The organism is Plantactinospora sp. CA-294935 (assembly GCF_050936445.1).
Taxonomy (GTDB): domain Bacteria; phylum Actinomycetota; class Actinomycetes; order Mycobacteriales; family Micromonosporaceae; genus Plantactinospora.
This window is the reverse complement of record NZ_JBNJMU010000001.1, coordinates 9,339,823-9,356,458: the sequence shown is the minus strand read 5'-3', so window position 1 is coordinate 9,356,458 and position 16,636 is coordinate 9,339,823. Positions and strand designations below refer to the sequence as shown.

Sequence of the window (16,636 nt, the reverse complement as noted above, 5' to 3'; positions counted from 1 at the left end):
CTCAGCGCCATCCCTGTCCAGCCTCGACATCCTCGCCGGACCGTACGTCGGCGACCTGCCCGTCCGCCGGTCCGGCGCCGGCCGGCTGCACGGCAGCGTCCTGCCCGTTCTGCGCCGCCAGGACGCGGGCCAGCCGGCGCAGCCCCCGGTGGGCGGCGGTGCGGACGGCTCCCGGTCGCTTGCCGAGCACCCGCGCGGTGCTCTCGGCGTCCAACCCGATGACGGTACGCAGCAGCACCGCTTCGGCCTCGGTACGCGGCAGGGTGGCGATGAGCGCGACGGCGGTGTCGGTGCCCAGTCCTTCGTCGGCACTCGCGGCGGTGTCCTCGGCGCCTGGCAGCTCGGCGAGCGCCTCGACCGGTACCGGCAGGGTCGGCCGGCGGCGCTGGTGGCGCAGGTGGTCCAGCGCCCGGTTGCGGGCGACCCGGGTGGCCCAGGCCCGGAAGCCCGGCCCGCCGGCGAACGTCGTCAGGTCGCGGGCGATCTGCAACCAGGTTTCCGATGCCACGTCCTCGGCGTCCGGCCCGACCAGCACGGTCAGGTACCGCAGCAGTCCTGGCTGGAGTTCCCGGTAGAGCATCCGGAACGCGTACTCGTCGCCCTGCTGCGCCGACCGGACCAGGGCGGTCAGCTCGGCCGGCACGGCTCAGCTCCGGTACGGGTCGCTCCGGCCCCGTCCGCCCGGGGTGCCGTCCGGACGTGATGACGGGATACCGGAGCGCATTCCGCAGCGTCTCGTCGTACCGTGCGTTGTCGTCGGATCCCGATCCGCACCGGTCGTCCCCCGTCCACGTGATCGCCGTCCCACGCTAGGTGCGGGCCGACTCCGTAGGCAAGTCGTGGCCGCTCCGGAACGAGTGAGATATCTCCGCCCGCCGGCACGGTGCGTCCCGGTAACGCGATTCCGTCGTCTGGCGCTGTCGCCGACCATTGAACCTTTCCACCTCCCCCTTGCGGCGCTGTGGACCGCAAGGTCAGACGCGGTGCGTGAGCGCCCCGCGGTTCAGGTGAAGGGCTTCGTTCCGCGGCCGCGACGCCGAGTTCCCGCCCGACGGTGACGGAGCGTTCGTCGCCGGTCGCGCTCAGCGGTGTGTCCCCGCGAATTCGGGGCGGCCCCGGCTGCCGCCCGGCACGACGCTCGGTAGCCTCTGCGTTTCGACAACGGACCGCCGGGGCGTCCGCGACGCCTGCGGTACGGGCCGGACCTGGTGGGGAAGGCGCGGGAGGCGCGTCGACGACAGGGAAGGGGAGACGGTGATGTGGCCGTTCCGTAAGAAGCAGATCGCGGTGTCGCCGGAACGTCCGGCCAGTGCCGCGCCGCCGGTCGACAAGGCCAAGGGCGACCGGGGGGCGGCGTGGCTGCGCGCCGCGCTGGAGCAGCGGAACTGGATGGCCGCCCGTGACTTCCTCACCTCGGTGGAGCACCCCGACGACCGGGCGTTCTATCTGGGCGTCTGCGCGGACGTCGACGGGGTGCAGGACTGGATCGAGGAGTGGGTCGCCGCCGAGCCGCACTCCACCCTCCCGACGCTGGTACGCGGCTGCCACGCCGTCTACTGGGCCTGGGAGGCACGCGGCGGCGCCACCGCCGACCACACCAGCCAGAGTCAGTTCACGGGCTTCTTCGACCGGTTGCGGATGGCCGAGAACTGCCTCGACGAGGTGGTGGACCGCGACCCCGACGACACGACCGCGTGGACCTTCCTGGTGACCGCCGCACGAGGCCGTCAGGTCGGCCGGGAGGAGGCGATGCACCGCTTCGCGCAGGTGGTCCGCCGGCATCCCACGCACCTCGTGGCACACCAGCAGATGCTCCAGTTCCTCTGCCGGAAGTGGTTCGGCAGCACGGAGGAGATGTTCGACTTCGCGCGTACGGCGGCGGCCAGGGCGCCGGCCGGAAGCCTGCTGCCGGAGCTGGTCGCGGTGGCGCACATCGAGCACTGGCTGGACCTGCCCAGCGAGGAGAAGGACCCGTACATCATGAGTCCGCAGGTACGCGCCGAACTGCGAGCGGCGGCCGAGCAGTCGATCTGGCACCCGGAGTACCGTCGCCGGCCGGGCTGGCCCAGCCCGTTCAACTCATTCGCGCTCGCCTTCTCCTTCGCCGAGGACTATCCGGCGGCGGCCGCCGTCTTCGACGCGATCGGCGAGAACGTGACCGAGTGGCCGTGGTACTACTCCAGCGGCAGCGACCCCGCCGGCCGGTTCGCCACCTGGCGGGACATCGCCTTCGCCAACCGGCACGAGCCGCCCCGGTAGCCGTGTAACGGAAACGGCGTGAAAATCGCTGTCGCACTTCTCCCGGAATTCGTTGCCCGACGGCTTCCGCCGGTCCGTCGGGCTGGCTATTCTCTGCGGGTCCAATCGATCATGAGTAAAGGAACAACGGGACCATGTCCAACTTCACGGGGCCGGAACAGCGCTCGAAACGGTCGATAGCCACCTGGTTCCGTGGCCTCCGGCCGATCAGCAAGTTCCGGGTCGTCCTCTTCGGCATCGCGGTCCTGGTGGCGCCGTTCGCGATCTATCTCGGGCTGGACGAGCCGAACCAGGCCGAGGCGGGCGACTGCATGGCCGGCCGGACGGTCTCCGAGCTGCGTACGGTCGACTGTGCCGACAGCGGTGCCCAGTGGACGGTGCTCGCCCGGTTGGAGGGCAGGACCGAGGCCGACCACAACGATGCCGCGTGTGCGGCCCACCCGGAGACCGAGGCGTCGTTCTTCGAGGACGGACGGCGGTTCCGCAAGGGCTTCATCCTCTGCCTGGGACCGGTCGGCAAGTGACCCCGCCGCCCGGCGGCTCCGGATCGAGCGAGCGGCGGCCCCCGGCTCGCTCGTCCGGACCGCCGGGCGAGCGGCCCGGGCGAAGGTCAGGCGCCCGACTGCTGGCTCGCGGTTTGGCCTGGCGGTATGTGAACAGTCGGCGTGGGCAAAGCGTGTGATCGCTCCGGCATATGAGATCGCGACGTCGATGTCTGGACCTTCGGAGCCTCGGCCCATAGGCTCCATAGGCGCAGGTTGTGCATGCGAACACTCGGTCAATTGCCCTCGGCTCTTCGGGCGGTGCATCATGGGCTAACCGGTCCCGGCGTATCGAGCAGGTGATGGGGGAGAGCGTGGCGCAGGGTTCGATCAAGAAAGACCCCGCTGCCGAGCTGCGGGACGCGCTCATTTCTGCGCTGATCGACGTGCAATTTATGAATGCGCTTCCAGATAGGCGCCTACTCATAAACCTCGTCCGGCGGGATGTCGTCAACTTCCCGGATGTTCAGGAGCGCTCGGAAGCCCGTTTGCACGTCGTGGACATCGTGTTGGCGTGTCTCGGTAACCCGGGCGGCCTGCGGGCGCTGGTGGCCGCGTTGTCGACGATGGCCCCGGACGCGCCCGGCACCAAACGCGCGACCCAACTGATCGAGTCGGCGGCGTTGCTCAACCTGCTCCCGGACAGCGAGGTCAAGCGGGTGCACGAGTTGCTCCGTCGCGCGGAGGACGGACGCTCCGACCCGGGCTGGTGGCGCGCCGCGGTGAGCGCCGGCGTTCCGCAACTGCCGAGCACGGTCAGGAACCTGACACTGGCGTTCGACCATCTCGCCACTCAACCGCACGGCCAACACCGGCTGCCGGCGGCCCTGGTCCTGCTCAACGATGTCGCGGCCCAGCTTGACGGTCCGATCGCGGTCGAGTTGGCGCACTGGGCCGAGGGCCAGGCCGAACGCCTCGAGGTGCTGGAGGAGTTCCGGGCCCTCCGGCGCCCCGCCGGAGATCCTGTGGGCGATGCGGAGGCGGGGGCGGCCGGTGCCGGGGACGGCCCGTCGATCCCGCGCCAGGCGGAGGGTCCACCGGTCGAGGCTGGCGACAACGACAACGACAACGACAACGAGAGCCCGGCCGACCCGGGACAAATTGGTACAATTCCCGTGAGCGGTCCAGACGACTCGGATGGGCTTGTACGGATTGGACCGACCGACGTCGCCGACCCGCCGGTGCTACCCAGGAGCGACGCGGGCCTATTGCGAGGAGAACCGATGCCTCCCGTCGCCCCCACCCAGCGGTCCACCGCCAAACTGCCACAGGTCTGGGGCGACGTTCCACAGCGAAATCCGAACTTCACGGGCCGCAAGGCGCTGCTCGAGCATCTGCACAACGAGCTACAGACCTCAAGGGAGACCGCGGTGCTTCCGCAGGCACTGCACGGAATGGGTGGCGTCGGCAAGTCGCAGGTCGCCATCGAGTACGTCCACCAGCACAGCGGCGACTACGACCTGATCTGGTGGGTCCCCTCCGAACAGGACGGTCAGATCCTCGCGTCCCTCACCAAACTCGCCCAGCGACTGGATCTGGACGTCAGCCCCGAGGCGAACAGCGCGGTTCCCGCCGTACGGGAGGCGTTGAGCACCGGGCAGGTGCCGTACGAGAGCTGGCTGCTCGTGTTCGACAACGCCGAGACGCCGGACGAGGTGCAGCGGTATTTTCCCACCGGCGGCGCCGGGAAGATCCTGGTCACATCCCGCGACCTGGACTGGGCGCGGGTCAGCCAGTCGATCGAGGTCGACGTCTTCACCCGTGAGGAGAGCCGGACCTTCCTCCAGAAGCGCAACCCGGAGTTGTCGGATGCCGACACCGACCGGCTCGCCGAGGCGTTGGGTGACCTGCCGCTCGCCATCGAGCAGGCCGCGGCCTGGCGGGCGGCCACCGGAATGCCGGTGGACGAATACCTCGCGTTGTTGGAGGACAAGCGCATCGAGTTGCTCGACGCTTCCCCGTCCCCGGATTACAAGCGATCGGTGGCGGCGGCGTGGAAGCTCTCACTCGAACGGCTGAAGGAGGTCAACGAATCCGCCTTCCAACTGCTGCAGATCTGTTCGTTCTTCGCACCGGAGCCGATCTCGCGGGATCTGTTCGCCGGCTCGCCCACGGCGCCGATCACCCCCGAACTGGATGCGACCCTGAGCGACAAGTTCCGGCTCAGCCGCGCGATCCGCGACATCCAGCGGTACGCACTTGCCCGGATCGACCACCGGCGGAACACCTTGCAGATCCACCGGCTGATCCAGGCCGTGCTGGTCGGCGAGATGGACGACGACGAGCGACTGCTGATGCGGCGCGGCGCGCACACGCTGCTGGCGAACGGGAACCCCAACAATCCGAGCCGGCGCGACCAGTGGGAGAACTACCAGGCGCTCCGCCCGCACATCACGGTGTCCCGGGCCGTCGAGTCCACCGATCCACGGGTCCAGGAACTCGTCTTCGGGCTGGTGCGGTTCCTCTACCACTGGGGCGACCACACCGGCAGCGAGGAACTGGCCGAGGAGACGTACGCGCTGTGGGTGCGGAACCGGGGCGAGACGGATCCGGAGACGCTCCGGCTGACCAAATGGCTCGGCTGGACGCGGTGGGTCAACGGCAAGTACCCGGAGGCTCGGGAACTGAACCGGCGCACCCTGGAGCTGTACCGTACGACGTTCGGCGACAACGACGAGGGCACTATCGACGCGATGTACATGGTCTCGATGGACCTGCGGACGAGTGGGGATTTTGTCGCCGCCCGCGACCTCGACGAGCGTGCGCTCGGTGCCGCCCGCCGCGAGTTCGGCGAGGACGATCCCGCGACGCTGATCTGCGCGCACGGCCTCGGGGTGAGCCTGCGGCTCACCGGCGAGTTCAAACGCGCCGCCGAACTCGACCGGGAAACCGCAGACCGTAGGGCGGTCATCCTGGGGCCCGACGACGAGGCAACTCTCAACACCCTCAACGGCCTTCTCATCGACATCCGCGAGTTGGGCGGCTACGTCGAGGCCCACCGACAGCAGGAGGACCTCTACGCCCGGCATCTGGCCGCGTTCGGTCCGGACGCTCCGGCCACGCTGCGCGCCGCCCGTACCCTTGCGGTCGCCCGGCGTAAGGCCGGAGATCACTCCGGCGCGCGGAGCCTCGCGGACGAGACTCTGGAGAAGTACCGCCGCCGGTACGGCGACGACTTTCCCGACACGATCGCGACCGCGCTGAACGTGGCGATCGATCTCCGGCACGCGGGTGATCTGACCGGGGCGATCGAACTCGGCGAAGCGACACTGCAGCGCTACGGTCGGATGTTCGGCCCGCGTCACTCGTACACGCTGTCCGCGCGGACGAACCTGGCGATCGTGCTTCGGCTCCTGAACAGCACCGAGGCCGCGTACCGACACAACAGTGAGGCGCTGGAACTACTCGACGCCACGCTGGGCAGCGATCATCCCGTCACGCTGGCCTGTGCCACGAACCTCGCCAGCGACCTGTACGCGCTCGCCAGGACGCAGCCGGCGTACGAGCGGGACACCGACACCCTGGCCCGCTCGGAGCGGGTGCTCGGGGTGGAGCACCCGTCGACCCTGGCCGTCAGCGTGAACCTCGCCCTCGATCTGCGGGCCTTGGGACGGGTCAACGAGGCTGACAAGATCCTGGCCGACACCATGGCGCGGCTTCGGAAGGTGCTGGGCGAACGACACCCGGCGACCCTGAACGCCATCCAGAGTGTCCGGGCGGACTGCGACGTGGATCCGATGCCGTTGTGACAACCGGAGATGATGCCCGGTTCAGTCCACCCGCCCCGGCGGCCCGGTCTGGCCGATGTTGCTGCGTGGCCGTTCGACCTGGGCCATAACCCGTCGGAGTGGCCGCGTCAGCAGGTCCTGGTCGTATCCGGCCAGCGTGGCGAGGGAGTCGTTGCTGAGGTCGACCAGGTCCGTCTCGACGTCTCGGGAGAAGGAGTTTTCCACTCGCCGGTTCCTTCCTCTGGGGGACGCCGTCTCATCACCCGCGAGCATGCACTGACCCGGCCGACATCGGTGGCGGGGGAGTGTCCGGTCCGTTGGCCCTGCGGTTTCACCAGTTTCCCACACGCCTCGGGCAACTCGGTCCTGATTCATCTCTGTTTTTTCCAGGCGGCCGATGGGATGCTGAATGTCTGGAGGCATCCAATGTCGAGATCCTTTGGTGCATCCTCCGACGTCAAAGTCGGCATCGTCACCGCATTACCAGTGGAATGCGTGGCGATGCGGATGATGGTCGACGAGCTGGAGGACCTTCGAGTTCCCGGCGACCCCAATCACTACCGCGGCGGGACACTGCCGAGCCGGGATCCGGCCCGCCCGCACCGGGTCGTCATCGCGGTGCAGACCGAGGACGGTACCCGTAACGCCGCCGCGATCTGCGCGGACATGGCGCGCAGCTTTCCCGGGCTGGGGACGTTCGTGATGTGCGGGATAGCCGGCGGCGTACCCGCGCCGCACCAGCCCGACCGGCACGTGCGGCTCGGCGACATCGTGGTGGCGACGAAGGGTGTCGTCGACTACGACCACGTCTGGACGGTGGACGGCACCGACACGCTCCGCCGGTCGGTGCAACAGCCGTCGAAGGCGCTGCTCCGGGCGGACCGGGAACTGGAGATGAAGGAGCTCGCCGGCGAGCTGCCCTGGGGCGCGCTGCTCGGCACGGCGCAGGCCAGGGCGGCGTGGTTCCGCCGGCCGGCCGAGGAGACGGATCCGCTGGCTTCGCAGGGACCTGTCGAGGGCCGGCCGGACACCCGACCGGAGTGGCCGGTCGGCTCGCCCCGGGTGCACCGCGCCGCGGTGGGCAGTGCGGACCGGTTGCTGCGCGACGCGGCCCGCCGGGACGCGTTGGCGGGCCGCCACCAGATCCGGGCCGTCGAGATGGAGGGCTCCGGGGTGGCGGTCGCCGCCGACCTGCACGAGCGGCAGTGGTTCATGGTCCGTGGCGTCGCGGACTACTGCGACAACCGGACGAAGAGCGACGTCTGGCATCCGTACGCGGCACTGGTCGCGGCGGCGTACGTCCGCGCGCTGCTGGCCGAGACCGCGCCGTTCGTGCCGGAGGACCGCCGACCGGCCGGACCGGCGCCGAACGCCCTCCAGCCGAACGCCCTCCAGCCGAACGCCCTCCAGCCGAACGCCCCACAGCCGAACGCCCCACAGCCGAACGGTCTCCAGCCGAACGCCCCACAGCCGAACGGTCTCCAGGCGATCGTCGACGCGCTGATGGGTGTCCCCGCCATGCGGGACGACTACCAGCGGCGGGCGGTCCTCAACATGCTGCCCGAGCACATCCGGACGGCGGTTCCGGACAGCGTGGTCGGCAGGTTGCACGTCGTCGGGCTGGTGCGGACCTGCGAGCACTATCCCGGCGGGCGGGAGGCCCTGCTCGACGCGCTCCGGCTGACCTTCGGTGTGGACGATCCGGACTATCGGCGGATCAACGGGATCGTCGAGCGGCACTGGTCAGGCGGTTAGCGCCGCGGTCGCCTCGTCCAGCCAGGCGGTGAGCCGGACCGGGTCGGGGCGGTAGCCCTCCTCGACGGCGCGCACGTACACCGCGCGGACGAGTTCCGGGCGGTGCAGCAGCGCGGAACCGGAGTGCGGGTCGGGGTCGCACGTGCTGAGGCCGAGCCCGACCCAGGCGTTCAGGTCGTGGGGGTTCGCCCCGAGGCGCGCGCGGTAGCCGGCCCGGGCGGCGTCGAGATCGTCCCGGACCAGCGCGACGTCCGCCTCGGTGAGGTCGAGCGAGCGCATCCGCTGCCCGGGCGGGAGCGGGTGTCCGGCGATGTGCCGGCGGACGAGCAGCAGCATCCCGGGCGACCAGCGCCGCTGCGGGTGCGCCATGAGACCGGGCCGGTACGAGTCGAGCTCCACCCGCTGGTCGCGGGCCCAGGCCCGGGTGAGCCGGCGGACGTCCGCCGGCGGCGGGTGCAGGTGACGGATCCGCCATCCGGCACGGTGACCGGCGGCGATCAGCTCGGCGGCGCGTACCACCCCGGTGGGCAGCGGGTCCGCCAGCCAGGGCTCGACCCGCTCGGTCAGCCCGGCGACGAGCCGCTCGCCCCAGCGGGTCAGGCCGGAGCCCGGCTGCCGGACGTCCCGGAGCGCCTCGCGGACCTGCGCCCGCGCGTACGCGTACTCCAGGTCCGCGCTGCGCCGTTGCGGCCCGGTACGGCGCAGCCGGTAGTCACGCCAGAACCCGGCGATGCCGACGAAGGCGTAGATCCCCTGCACCAGGCCGCTCACCGGGCGTGGGTCGTCGCGCCAGGGCGCGTACCTCACCTGCTCGTCCGGGCCGGCGGTGAGCGGCACCAGGTGCATCAGGCCGCCGAGCTTGATGTGTTGGAACTCGTGCACCAGCGCGACCGCCAGGGTCACCTCGTCCGGCGGCGTCGAGACCATCACGCTGCCGAACGCCTCGCCGGTCGACGCGCTGCGCGTCTCCGAATCGTCGGTGCTGGGCAACGGCACCAGGGAGACCACGGCCGCCGCGATCGCCTCGGCGCCGTCCGGCCGCTGGTCGTGGAGCAGCCGCCAGGCCCCGGCCAGCAGCTCGGTCCAGCGCGCCACGGCCGCCGCGTCGAGCCGGTCCGGCTCGACCGGGTCGGCGAGTTCGCGGTACGGGTCGACGTCGTCGAGCAGGACGCGTAGCCGGGGATCGGGGCCGACCGTCAGCCGCCGCAGGCTCCACCAGCCCGGTACCTCCTCCTCGGGCGAGCAGAGCCGGACCGTGGGCCCGTCGCCGGGGGCACCGATCCGGAGTACGCCGTCAGCGCATTCCGCCGCCACCTGCTGCCATCCGGTCGGGTCGGCGAGTACCGCCATCCCGAGCGAGGGCAACATGACCCGGCCGGAGCGCGCCGGCAGCCGGGTACGCCAGGACAGGCCGGCCCGGGCGGCGGCCACCAGCGCCACCGCGTGCAGAGCGCCGAAGTCGATCCAGATCGGGGCCCGCGCCTGTGCACCGCCGCGATGGCGCCGCAGCGCGTACGCGGCCCAGTTGCCGATCTGGGGATGCAGCAGCAACTCCGTGAACTCGGCCGGTGCCGCCCGCTCGGCCCGGATCAGCACCTCCCGGGCGGCGTCGGCCGGAGGCAGCGGGCCGAGCAGCCGTGGTTCGGCCCGGGCCGCCTCGACCACCGCGTGCAGCAGCAGGAGTCGTCGGCTGCGCTGGGTGTGCCAGAGCGCCCGGACCAGGTCGGGCCCGCCGTCGCCGGTGCAGAGGGCGTCGAGGTGTTCCCGGGGCAGGCGATGGTGCGGGAGGTTCGGCTGCGGATCGACACGGTCCACCACTGACACACTCCTCGCTCCGTCTTGCGTAGACAGCGCTGTCCCGTCCGTGGCCAGTGCCGGAAACTCTACCGCCGCTCCCGGGCGCGGCAACACATCGAGAAAGGACGATCAGATGGTGCTCCGGCGTGATCCCGGGCGCAGCGCCACAACGGCGTGCGGGGTGTCACCGGAAGCGGGCGCTTCCGGTGACACCCCGCACTTTCCCCGGACTAGGGGTTGACGGTGATGGTGAAGGTGGACGTGGTGTTCCGGATGTCCTGGTAGTTGTTGCTCAGCCGGAGGTTGTTGAAGACCGCCGTACCGCGTGCCGGGCCCTGACCGGCCTCGGGCATCTCGTTCGCCCAGATGCCGAACCCGGACTTGGCGTCGTACGCGTCGCCGCTGCGTTGCGCGCCGCTGATGGAAATATTGGTGAATACGGTGTCGGTGACGGGGAACTGTGGCTGACCGCCCACGTAGTTCGTCTGGAACATGATGCCGTGATAGGTCGGGTCCACGATGTCGACGTCACTGACCCGGATTCCGCGCATCTCCTTCGATGCGGAGAACACCCATATTCCGGGGAACGTCTGCGCGCCCCAGAAGTGGCCGCCGGACCGGACTATCGACGCGTTCTCCACCCGGGTGATTCCCGGCCCGAACCCGACGAACGGATAGCCGAAGTCGAGTGAGCTGATGGTGATCCCGGAGTAGACGAGCTGGTCGGCGATGTACATGTTGCGGAAGGTGTTGTCCTGCCCGCCGTACACGGCGACCCCGGCCGCCCGCCAGGTCAACGTCGCCGTCAGGTTCTCGAAGACGTTGCCGGTGTTCGCCCCGCCACCGGCGTCGGTCGCCGAGAAGAGCGCGAACGCGTCGTCGCCGTTGCCGCGCCCCTCGACGTTGCTGACCAGGTTGTTCGTGCTGCCGTTGGTCATGTTGACCGCGTCGGCGAAGGTGTTGCGGATCCGCGAGTTCTTGATGGTGACGTTGCTGACGTGCACGCCCCAGAACATGCAGACGGTGTGCTCGACCCAGACGTTGTCGAAGGTCAGGTTGGAGACGTTCTGCAACTCGCCCCAGACCTTGCCGGGACCGTCGATACGGGACGTGTAGTTGCCGAAGAAGGCGAGGTGCTCGAAGGACGAGCCGTTCGCCGTACCCTCGACCCGGAACCCGGCGTCGGTGTTCTCCTGGCCGGGTGGTGTCTGGAACCGGGTGTACCACATGCCGGCGCCGACCACCTTGACCGCCTTGCCGTACACCTGGAACTTGTTCGAGGTGCTGTAGGTGCCGGCGGGCAGGTAGACGCCGATCAGGTTGCCGGTGGTGTCCATCCGGACCCGGTCCAGCGCGTTCTGCACGTCCTGATGGCTGGTGCCGGCCGGCGTGGTGTAGCGGGCCGGGTCCGGGTTCGCCCTCGGCGCGACCTGCTCGGTGTTGACGAAGTCGATCGCGTACGTGGTGCTGTTGGCCGGGTCCTTCTGCAACCTGATCCGGCTGCCGGCCGGGATCGACGAGTTGAGCAGCACGTTCGCCTCGTCGTAGATGTGCCGGGGACCGCCCGAGCCGGGCGAGTTGTTCGGGCTCGCCTCGGCCCCGTAGAGCCAGGCGTACCGGCTGGTCAGCTCGATGGCCTTGTGGAACGTGCCGTCGACGTAGATGTTCAGTGTCGAGTTGGCGCCGCCGCCGCCCGGGGCGTCCGGCATGGAGAAGCGGGTGACCAGGGTGTTGGTCGGGGCCCGGGTGGTCCACTCGACGTAGGCGCCGGTGCTGTTCAGGGTCACCGCGCGCCGGCCGGACGCCTCGCCGGCGAGGTCGCCGACGGTCCGGTTCGGCCCGACGATCGCCGCGCCGCCGCCGAGCGTGCCGTCCTCGGCCTCGTACATCTCGTACGGCATGTTGGCGCCGCGCCCGACGAAGAACGGGGTGTCGCTGGTGTTGTTGCCCTGCTTCACCGGCAGTTCGTTGGCGTCGGCGGCGAGTACGGTCCGGACCGTGTACCGGCCGTTGGTCGCGGTCCAGGTGCCGAGGTTCACCGGCGCGGTGCTGGCCCCGGCGGCGATGGTCCCGCTGTACGAGCCGGTCAGCGTGCGTACCGCCGTGCCGCTGGCGTTCAGCACGGTCACCGTGATGCCGTGCGCCCCGCCGGCCGAGGCGCTGGTGCCCTGGTTGCGGATCGCCACCGCGAAGGTGACCGTCTGGCCGTTCGCCGGGGTGCTCGGCGACCAGCTCGGAATCGCCACCAGGTCCGAGCTGGCCACCGGGGCGACGGTCAGCGAGGACGGGTTGGTGAAGCTGTTGTTGGTCTCGCTCTGCTCGACGACCGAGTTGGACTCGTCGACCTTGGCGGTCAACTGGTAGGTGCCGGCGTTGCGCGGTCCCGCGTTCGCGGTGACGGTACTGCTGGCCCCGGCGGCGAGCCCGCCGACGGCGGCGGTGCCGACCAGGGTCGTACCCAGGTAGAAGTTGACGTTGCTGGCACCGGAGGCGGCGGTGCCGGCGTTGCGGACCGTGGCCGAGACGGTGATCGCGGTGGTCTCGACCGGCGCGGCCGGGCTCCAGGTGGCGGCGGTGACCGTCAGGTCCGGGTTCGGCGCCGGTACCCCGAATACCTGGAACTCGGCGACCTGGCCGGCCGGTGCCCCGCTGTTCGAGGTGATCGACAGCCGGACGTCGGCGACGTTGCCGCTGACCGGGATGGTCACGCTGTTGCCGCTGCCCGGGCTGAAGTTGTAGACCGTTGCCGCCGACAGGCTGCCGAACGACGAGCCGCTCTGCTCGCGGCCGAGTACCGCGATGGTCTGGCTGCGCGGGCCCCAGGCCGGATCCGGGTTCAGCCGGACCACCACCGAACTGACCGTGGCGTTCGCGCCGAGCTGCACGGTGAGCACGCTCGGGTACGCCCCGCCGGCCCCCTCCCAGTACGTCGCCACGTTGTCGTCGTTGGCATTGGCGGCGACGAAGGTGTGCACGGTCGACGAGGCGGTGATCGGCTTGCCGACCGCCAGGTTCGTCCCGGCCGGCGGGTTGCCGGTGCCGTTGCGGGTCACCGTGCTGCTGTTCGGCGACACGTTCCCGGCGGCGTCCCGGGCCCGTACGTAGTACGAGACCGTCGCGCTGGTCGGCTGGTTGTCGGTGTACGTCAGCACGTTGCCGAGGTTGGCCCGCAGCGCGCCGTTGGCGTAGACGTCGTACCCGACGACGCCGACGTTGTCGCTGGCGGCGTTCCAGGTCAGCCGGATCTGCCCGCTGGCCGGCTGGGTGTAGGCCAGGTTGGTCGGCGCGGTCGGGGCCTGCCCGTCCGGGCCGCCGGTCGGGCCGTGCACCTCCAGCTCGGAGAGCTGACCGGCCGGCCAGCCGTTGTTGGCGGTGATGTGCAGCCGCAGGTAGCGGGTGTTGGTGGTCGGCAGGTTGACGGTGACGGTGTTGCCGCTGGCCGGGTTGAAGGTGTAGCCGGTGGCGGCGACGAGGGTGCTGAACGTGCTGCCGTTGTTGCTGTTCTGCACGGCGAGGGTCTGGGTGCGGGTGCCCCAGCCGGGCGGCAGTTTGAGCACCAGCCGGTTCACGTCGGTGGCCGCGCCCAGGTCCGCCTGGATCCACTGTGGGAAGGCGTTGTTGGCGCTCTCCCAGTAGGTTCCCTGGTTGCCGTCGCCCGCGTTGCCCGCCGGGTATTCGGGGTGCGAACTGCTGGCGCTGATGGTGGCGGCGACCGCGACCTCGGCCCGCTGCGGGCCGGTGTCGGGACGGGCGGAGGCCGGGTTCGGGAAGAGCGATCCGGCGGCCACGAGTAGTCCGGTGGTGAGCGTCGCCGCGATCAGGCGGGGTCTTGGTGGTAGCTGTCTCATCGTCTTCCTTGGCGCTCGTCGGAACCGACCGGAGGTGCTGCGAGCGACCGGGCCTGGTCGGCGGCTGGCCCGGCTGCCGCCCGCCGCCGAAGGCGAGCGGTGGCGCCGTCCGTCCGCCTGTCCACCGCCGCCGCGACCCCGCCGAGGGTCGATCCCCGAGGCAGCCGGGGAAGGAACACAGAGAACGCCTGTCCAGAAATTCCGGGGAGTAGAAAGCTATTGAGCAACTACCGACCCGAAACTTGCGTGGTGTCGTCGTAATGTTGCAGACGTGCTACGGATGCGTCAACACCTCGGGCGGATCCGTCCGGATCGATGTGGCAGAGTAGGGCGATTTATCCGGATCGATTCTTATGTGCGGGCACACGTGCCGGCGCAGGCCGCGCGGTTGCTGGGGTGCGGTTGCTGCGGGGTGCGGTCGCTGGGGGTGCGGTCGGTCGTCGGCCGCACCCGGCCGGGGTTCACCGGCCGGCGAGCCGGGTCAACCGAGCCGTCTGCTGTGCGCGGCGAGGAGCGCCCGCAGCGGTGCCGGGTCGGCCCCGGCCAACCCGCGCTTCGGCAGCACCAGTACGGCCGCGCCCCGGCCCCGTGACGCGAGCAGGACGAAGGAGCGGTCCGTCTCGACGTGCAGCGGGTGCATCGACCAGCCGCTCTGCATCTCACCGCTGACGTTCTGCACCCGTACGCCGCCCTCGTCCACGGTGGCGGTCATCGGTTGGGTCAGCGCCGGGTTCGCCCGGATGAGCAGCCGCACGTTCAGCCGGTAGATCAGCCGGGGATCGCGGAGGAACCGGCGCAACAGGAAGTCGAGTCCGGTCATGATCGGCATCAGTACGACCAGCAGGGCGAGGACCGCCAGTGCCACGATCGTCGAGAACTCCCCGGCCAACGCGGCCTTGACCAGGACGGCCGCGTGGCAGCAGTGCGGATTACGACAGGGTTGCCGCCTGAGCCTCGGCCCATTCGTTGACACGTACGGACGACGCGGTTATCTCGGCACCGATCGCCTCCGCCCCCTCGCGGCGGCCGTCGTCGACGAACGAGGTGAAGAAGAGGGCCGGGCCGGCGTAACCCGCCTGACGCAGCGCCCGGAGCCCGTCGAACCCGGTGTACTCGTCGTCGGCCCGGCCGAGGTCCGAGATCAGCGCGTTCGGCTGGAACAGCGGCAGTAGGTCCATCGCCTGCCGGGTGCCGGTACTGGTCCGTACCTGGGCGCCCCGGGCCGCCAGGCTGTTGATCATCAGCTCGTTGTCGGCCGGGGAGTCGTCGATCCAGAGCAGTCGAAGTCCCTCGTACCTCGATCCGTCGGCGACGGAGGTGTCGATCGGGGTGGGAGTGGTGCTCAGTGGACGTCGGCGCAGCCGGTGTTGCAGCCGCAGCCGCTCCTCCTCCGGACCGAGGTCGCGGATCAGCATCCGGCAGTCCTCGTTGCCGGCCAGCAGCCGCCACGCCTCCGGTACCCGGCCCTCGAGCTGTCCCAGAGCCCGTTCCCACACCTCCATCGGATCGTCCTCCGAGGGTTGCAGGACGCCGTACGACGCCAGGTGGTGCCGCCCGGTCTTGACGTCCTCGTCCGACGGCTGCCGGCCGTGGTTCAGCAGCCAGTACCGGGCCGACCGGTACGCGAGCAGATCGCCGACAGTGTCGCCGGTGGTACGCAGGATCTCCCGGTAGAGGTCGGGATACAGGTGTTGCAGGAGGACGGACTTCATCAGGCCGTCGGCGCCGAACTCCCGCCAGCGCGGGTCGAGCTGGTATTCGGCGACGAAGCTGTTCAGCAGGCGCTTCACCCGGCGCGGATTGCCGGCGCACTGCCGCCCGATCAGTGCGACCAGCGGTTCGGTCAGCAGGTGCCCGGTCCCCGACCTGGCCGCGTACCCCTGGATCATGGTCGCCACGGTCGCCTCCGGCGCCACCGGGATCTGGTAGCTGACCTGGACGATTTTCTCCAGGTATTCCCGGACGTGGCTGCCGGTCTCCGCGCCCGGCAGCGAGATGCGGGACAGCACGGAGAGGTCGCAGCCGAGCACGAAGGCGATGCCGGGCAGGTCGAGGTAGAGCTTGATGGCCTCGCAGATCTCGATCGCGGTCGCCTCGCCGCAGCGGTCCAGGTCGTCGACGAAGACCACGATGGTGTGCCGGGGCTGGCCGGTCTGCTCGTCGACCCAGGCGCCGAGCGACTGCGCCAGCAGGTCGCGGGCCTGCTCCCGGGCCCTGGCGTCGACCGACATCTGGGCCCAGAGCTGGTCGAGCGCCCGGTCGAGCCGGAAGAACGACGCGGCGACGCCGGCGCCGATCCGGAGCGAGCCGCCGAGCACCTCGTTGTCGCGGAGCTGCCGGAACGCCCGCCGCACCACGTTGCGGTCCAGCTTGCCGAGCACCAGCTTGAGCATCCCGGTCAGCGCGCTCACCCCGCTGGCGGTCCAGGCGTTGAACCACACCGTTTCCACGTCCGGGCGCCGGGCGAGGTTGTCGGAGAGCTGTTTCATCAGGGTGCTCTTGCCGGTACCCCAGCGGCCGTCGACGGCGAGCACGAACGGGGTACTGGCGCGGGAGCCGTAGATGAGGTTCGCGAGTTCACCGGCGACCATCGAGGTGCCGAGGAGGTCGGCGAGTTCGTCCTCGACCGGGAGGTCGTTCAGCAGGACGAATTCGCCCTCGTCGACGGCAACCATGCCGAGCAGTGTAGGACCGTTCCGCGTCCGCC

At 70.3% G+C, this 16,636-nt stretch carries 10 protein-coding genes; 4 read left to right on the top strand and 6 right to left on the bottom strand.

Translation table 11 applies throughout. The annotated features are described in order from the left end of the window. Position 1: 1 nt before the first annotated feature. Positions 2-643 carry an RNA polymerase sigma factor gene (locus ACQEVC_RS40575; RefSeq protein ID WP_432889015.1) on the bottom strand — a complete coding sequence of 214 codons (642 nt, stop codon included), beginning with the start codon at positions 641-643 and terminating at the stop codon, positions 2-4. 614 nt (positions 644-1,257) lie between these two features. On the opposite strand from ACQEVC_RS40575, the gene ACQEVC_RS40570 reads away from it, so the two are divergent. From ACQEVC_RS40570 to fxsT, 3 genes are all read left to right on the top strand, one after another. Further along, positions 1,258-2,259, top strand: a complete 1,002-nt coding sequence (locus ACQEVC_RS40570) for a DUF4034 domain-containing protein (RefSeq protein ID WP_432889013.1) — start codon at positions 1,258-1,260, stop codon at positions 2,257-2,259. Positions 2,260-2,393: 134 nt separating this feature from the next. Continuing rightward, on the top strand, positions 2,394-2,783 hold the full coding sequence (locus ACQEVC_RS40565) for an LppU/SCO3897 family protein (RefSeq protein ID WP_432889011.1): 390 nt from the start codon (positions 2,394-2,396) through the stop codon (positions 2,781-2,783). A gap of 320 nt (positions 2,784-3,103) precedes the next feature. After that, positions 3,104-6,550: an FxSxx-COOH system tetratricopeptide repeat protein gene (gene fxsT, locus ACQEVC_RS40560; protein WP_432889009.1), complete on the top strand. Its 3,447-nt coding sequence runs from the start codon at positions 3,104-3,106 to the stop codon at positions 6,548-6,550. A gap of 21 nt (positions 6,551-6,571) precedes the next feature. Here fxsT and ACQEVC_RS40555 read toward each other — a convergent pair whose 3' ends face one another. Beyond that, a complete protein-coding gene (locus ACQEVC_RS40555) occupies positions 6,572-6,754 on the bottom strand; it encodes a hypothetical protein (RefSeq protein ID WP_432889007.1) in 183 nt (60 codons plus the stop codon). A 276-nt stretch (positions 6,755-7,030) separates the two neighbouring features. Between ACQEVC_RS40555 and ACQEVC_RS40550 the strand changes: the two genes are divergently transcribed. Then, on the top strand, positions 7,031-8,284 hold the full coding sequence (locus ACQEVC_RS40550; protein ID WP_432892000.1) for an effector-associated domain 2-containing protein: 1,254 nt from the start codon (positions 7,031-7,033) through the stop codon (positions 8,282-8,284). Here the strand turns inward: ACQEVC_RS40550 and ACQEVC_RS40545 are convergent. The 4 genes from ACQEVC_RS40545 to ACQEVC_RS40530 all read right to left on the bottom strand — a co-directional run bounded on the left by ACQEVC_RS40545 (position 8,273) and on the right by ACQEVC_RS40530 (position 16,604). Beyond that, positions 8,273-10,102: an HEXXH motif domain-containing protein gene (locus ACQEVC_RS40545; protein WP_432889005.1), complete on the bottom strand. Its 1,830-nt coding sequence runs from the start codon at positions 10,100-10,102 to the stop codon at positions 8,273-8,275. The genes ACQEVC_RS40550 and ACQEVC_RS40545 overlap by 12 nt on opposite strands. 209 nt (positions 10,103-10,311) lie before the next feature. Next, the gene (locus tag ACQEVC_RS40540; RefSeq protein WP_432889003.1) at positions 10,312-13,929 is read right to left on the bottom strand and encodes a discoidin domain-containing protein; all 3,618 of its coding nucleotides are present in this window, start codon (positions 13,927-13,929) and stop codon (positions 10,312-10,314) included. 481 nt (positions 13,930-14,410) lie between these two features. Further along, on the bottom strand, positions 14,411-14,794 hold the full coding sequence (locus tag ACQEVC_RS40535) for a YcxB family protein (RefSeq protein ID WP_432889001.1): 384 nt from the start codon (positions 14,792-14,794) through the stop codon (positions 14,411-14,413). Positions 14,795-14,858: 64 nt separating this feature from the next. Next, entirely contained in the window at positions 14,859-16,604 is a 1,746-nt protein-coding gene (locus tag ACQEVC_RS40530; protein WP_432888999.1) for a P-loop NTPase fold protein, read from the bottom strand. Positions 16,605-16,636 lie beyond the last annotated feature (32 nt).

Bases quoted from the DNA above. Each gene is read 5' to 3' on its own strand.
- ACQEVC_RS40570 (WP_432889013.1), top strand. From the start codon at position 1,258: ATGTGGCCGTTCCGTAAGAAGCAGATCGCGGTGTCGCCGGAACGTCCG.
- ACQEVC_RS40565 (WP_432889011.1), top strand. From the start codon at position 2,394: ATGTCCAACTTCACGGGGCCGGAACAGCGCTCGAAACGGTCGATAGCC.
- fxsT (WP_432889009.1), top strand. From the start codon at position 3,104: ATGGGGGAGAGCGTGGCGCAGGGTTCGATCAAGAAAGACCCCGCTGCC.
- ACQEVC_RS40550 (WP_432892000.1), top strand. From the start codon at position 7,031: ATGCGGATGATGGTCGACGAGCTGGAGGACCTTCGAGTTCCCGGCGAC.
- ACQEVC_RS40540 (WP_432889003.1), bottom strand. From the start codon at position 13,929: ATGAGACAGCTACCACCAAGACCCCGCCTGATCGCGGCGACGCTCACC.
- ACQEVC_RS40530 (WP_432888999.1), bottom strand. From the start codon at position 16,604: ATGGTTGCCGTCGACGAGGGCGAATTCGTCCTGCTGAACGACCTCCCG.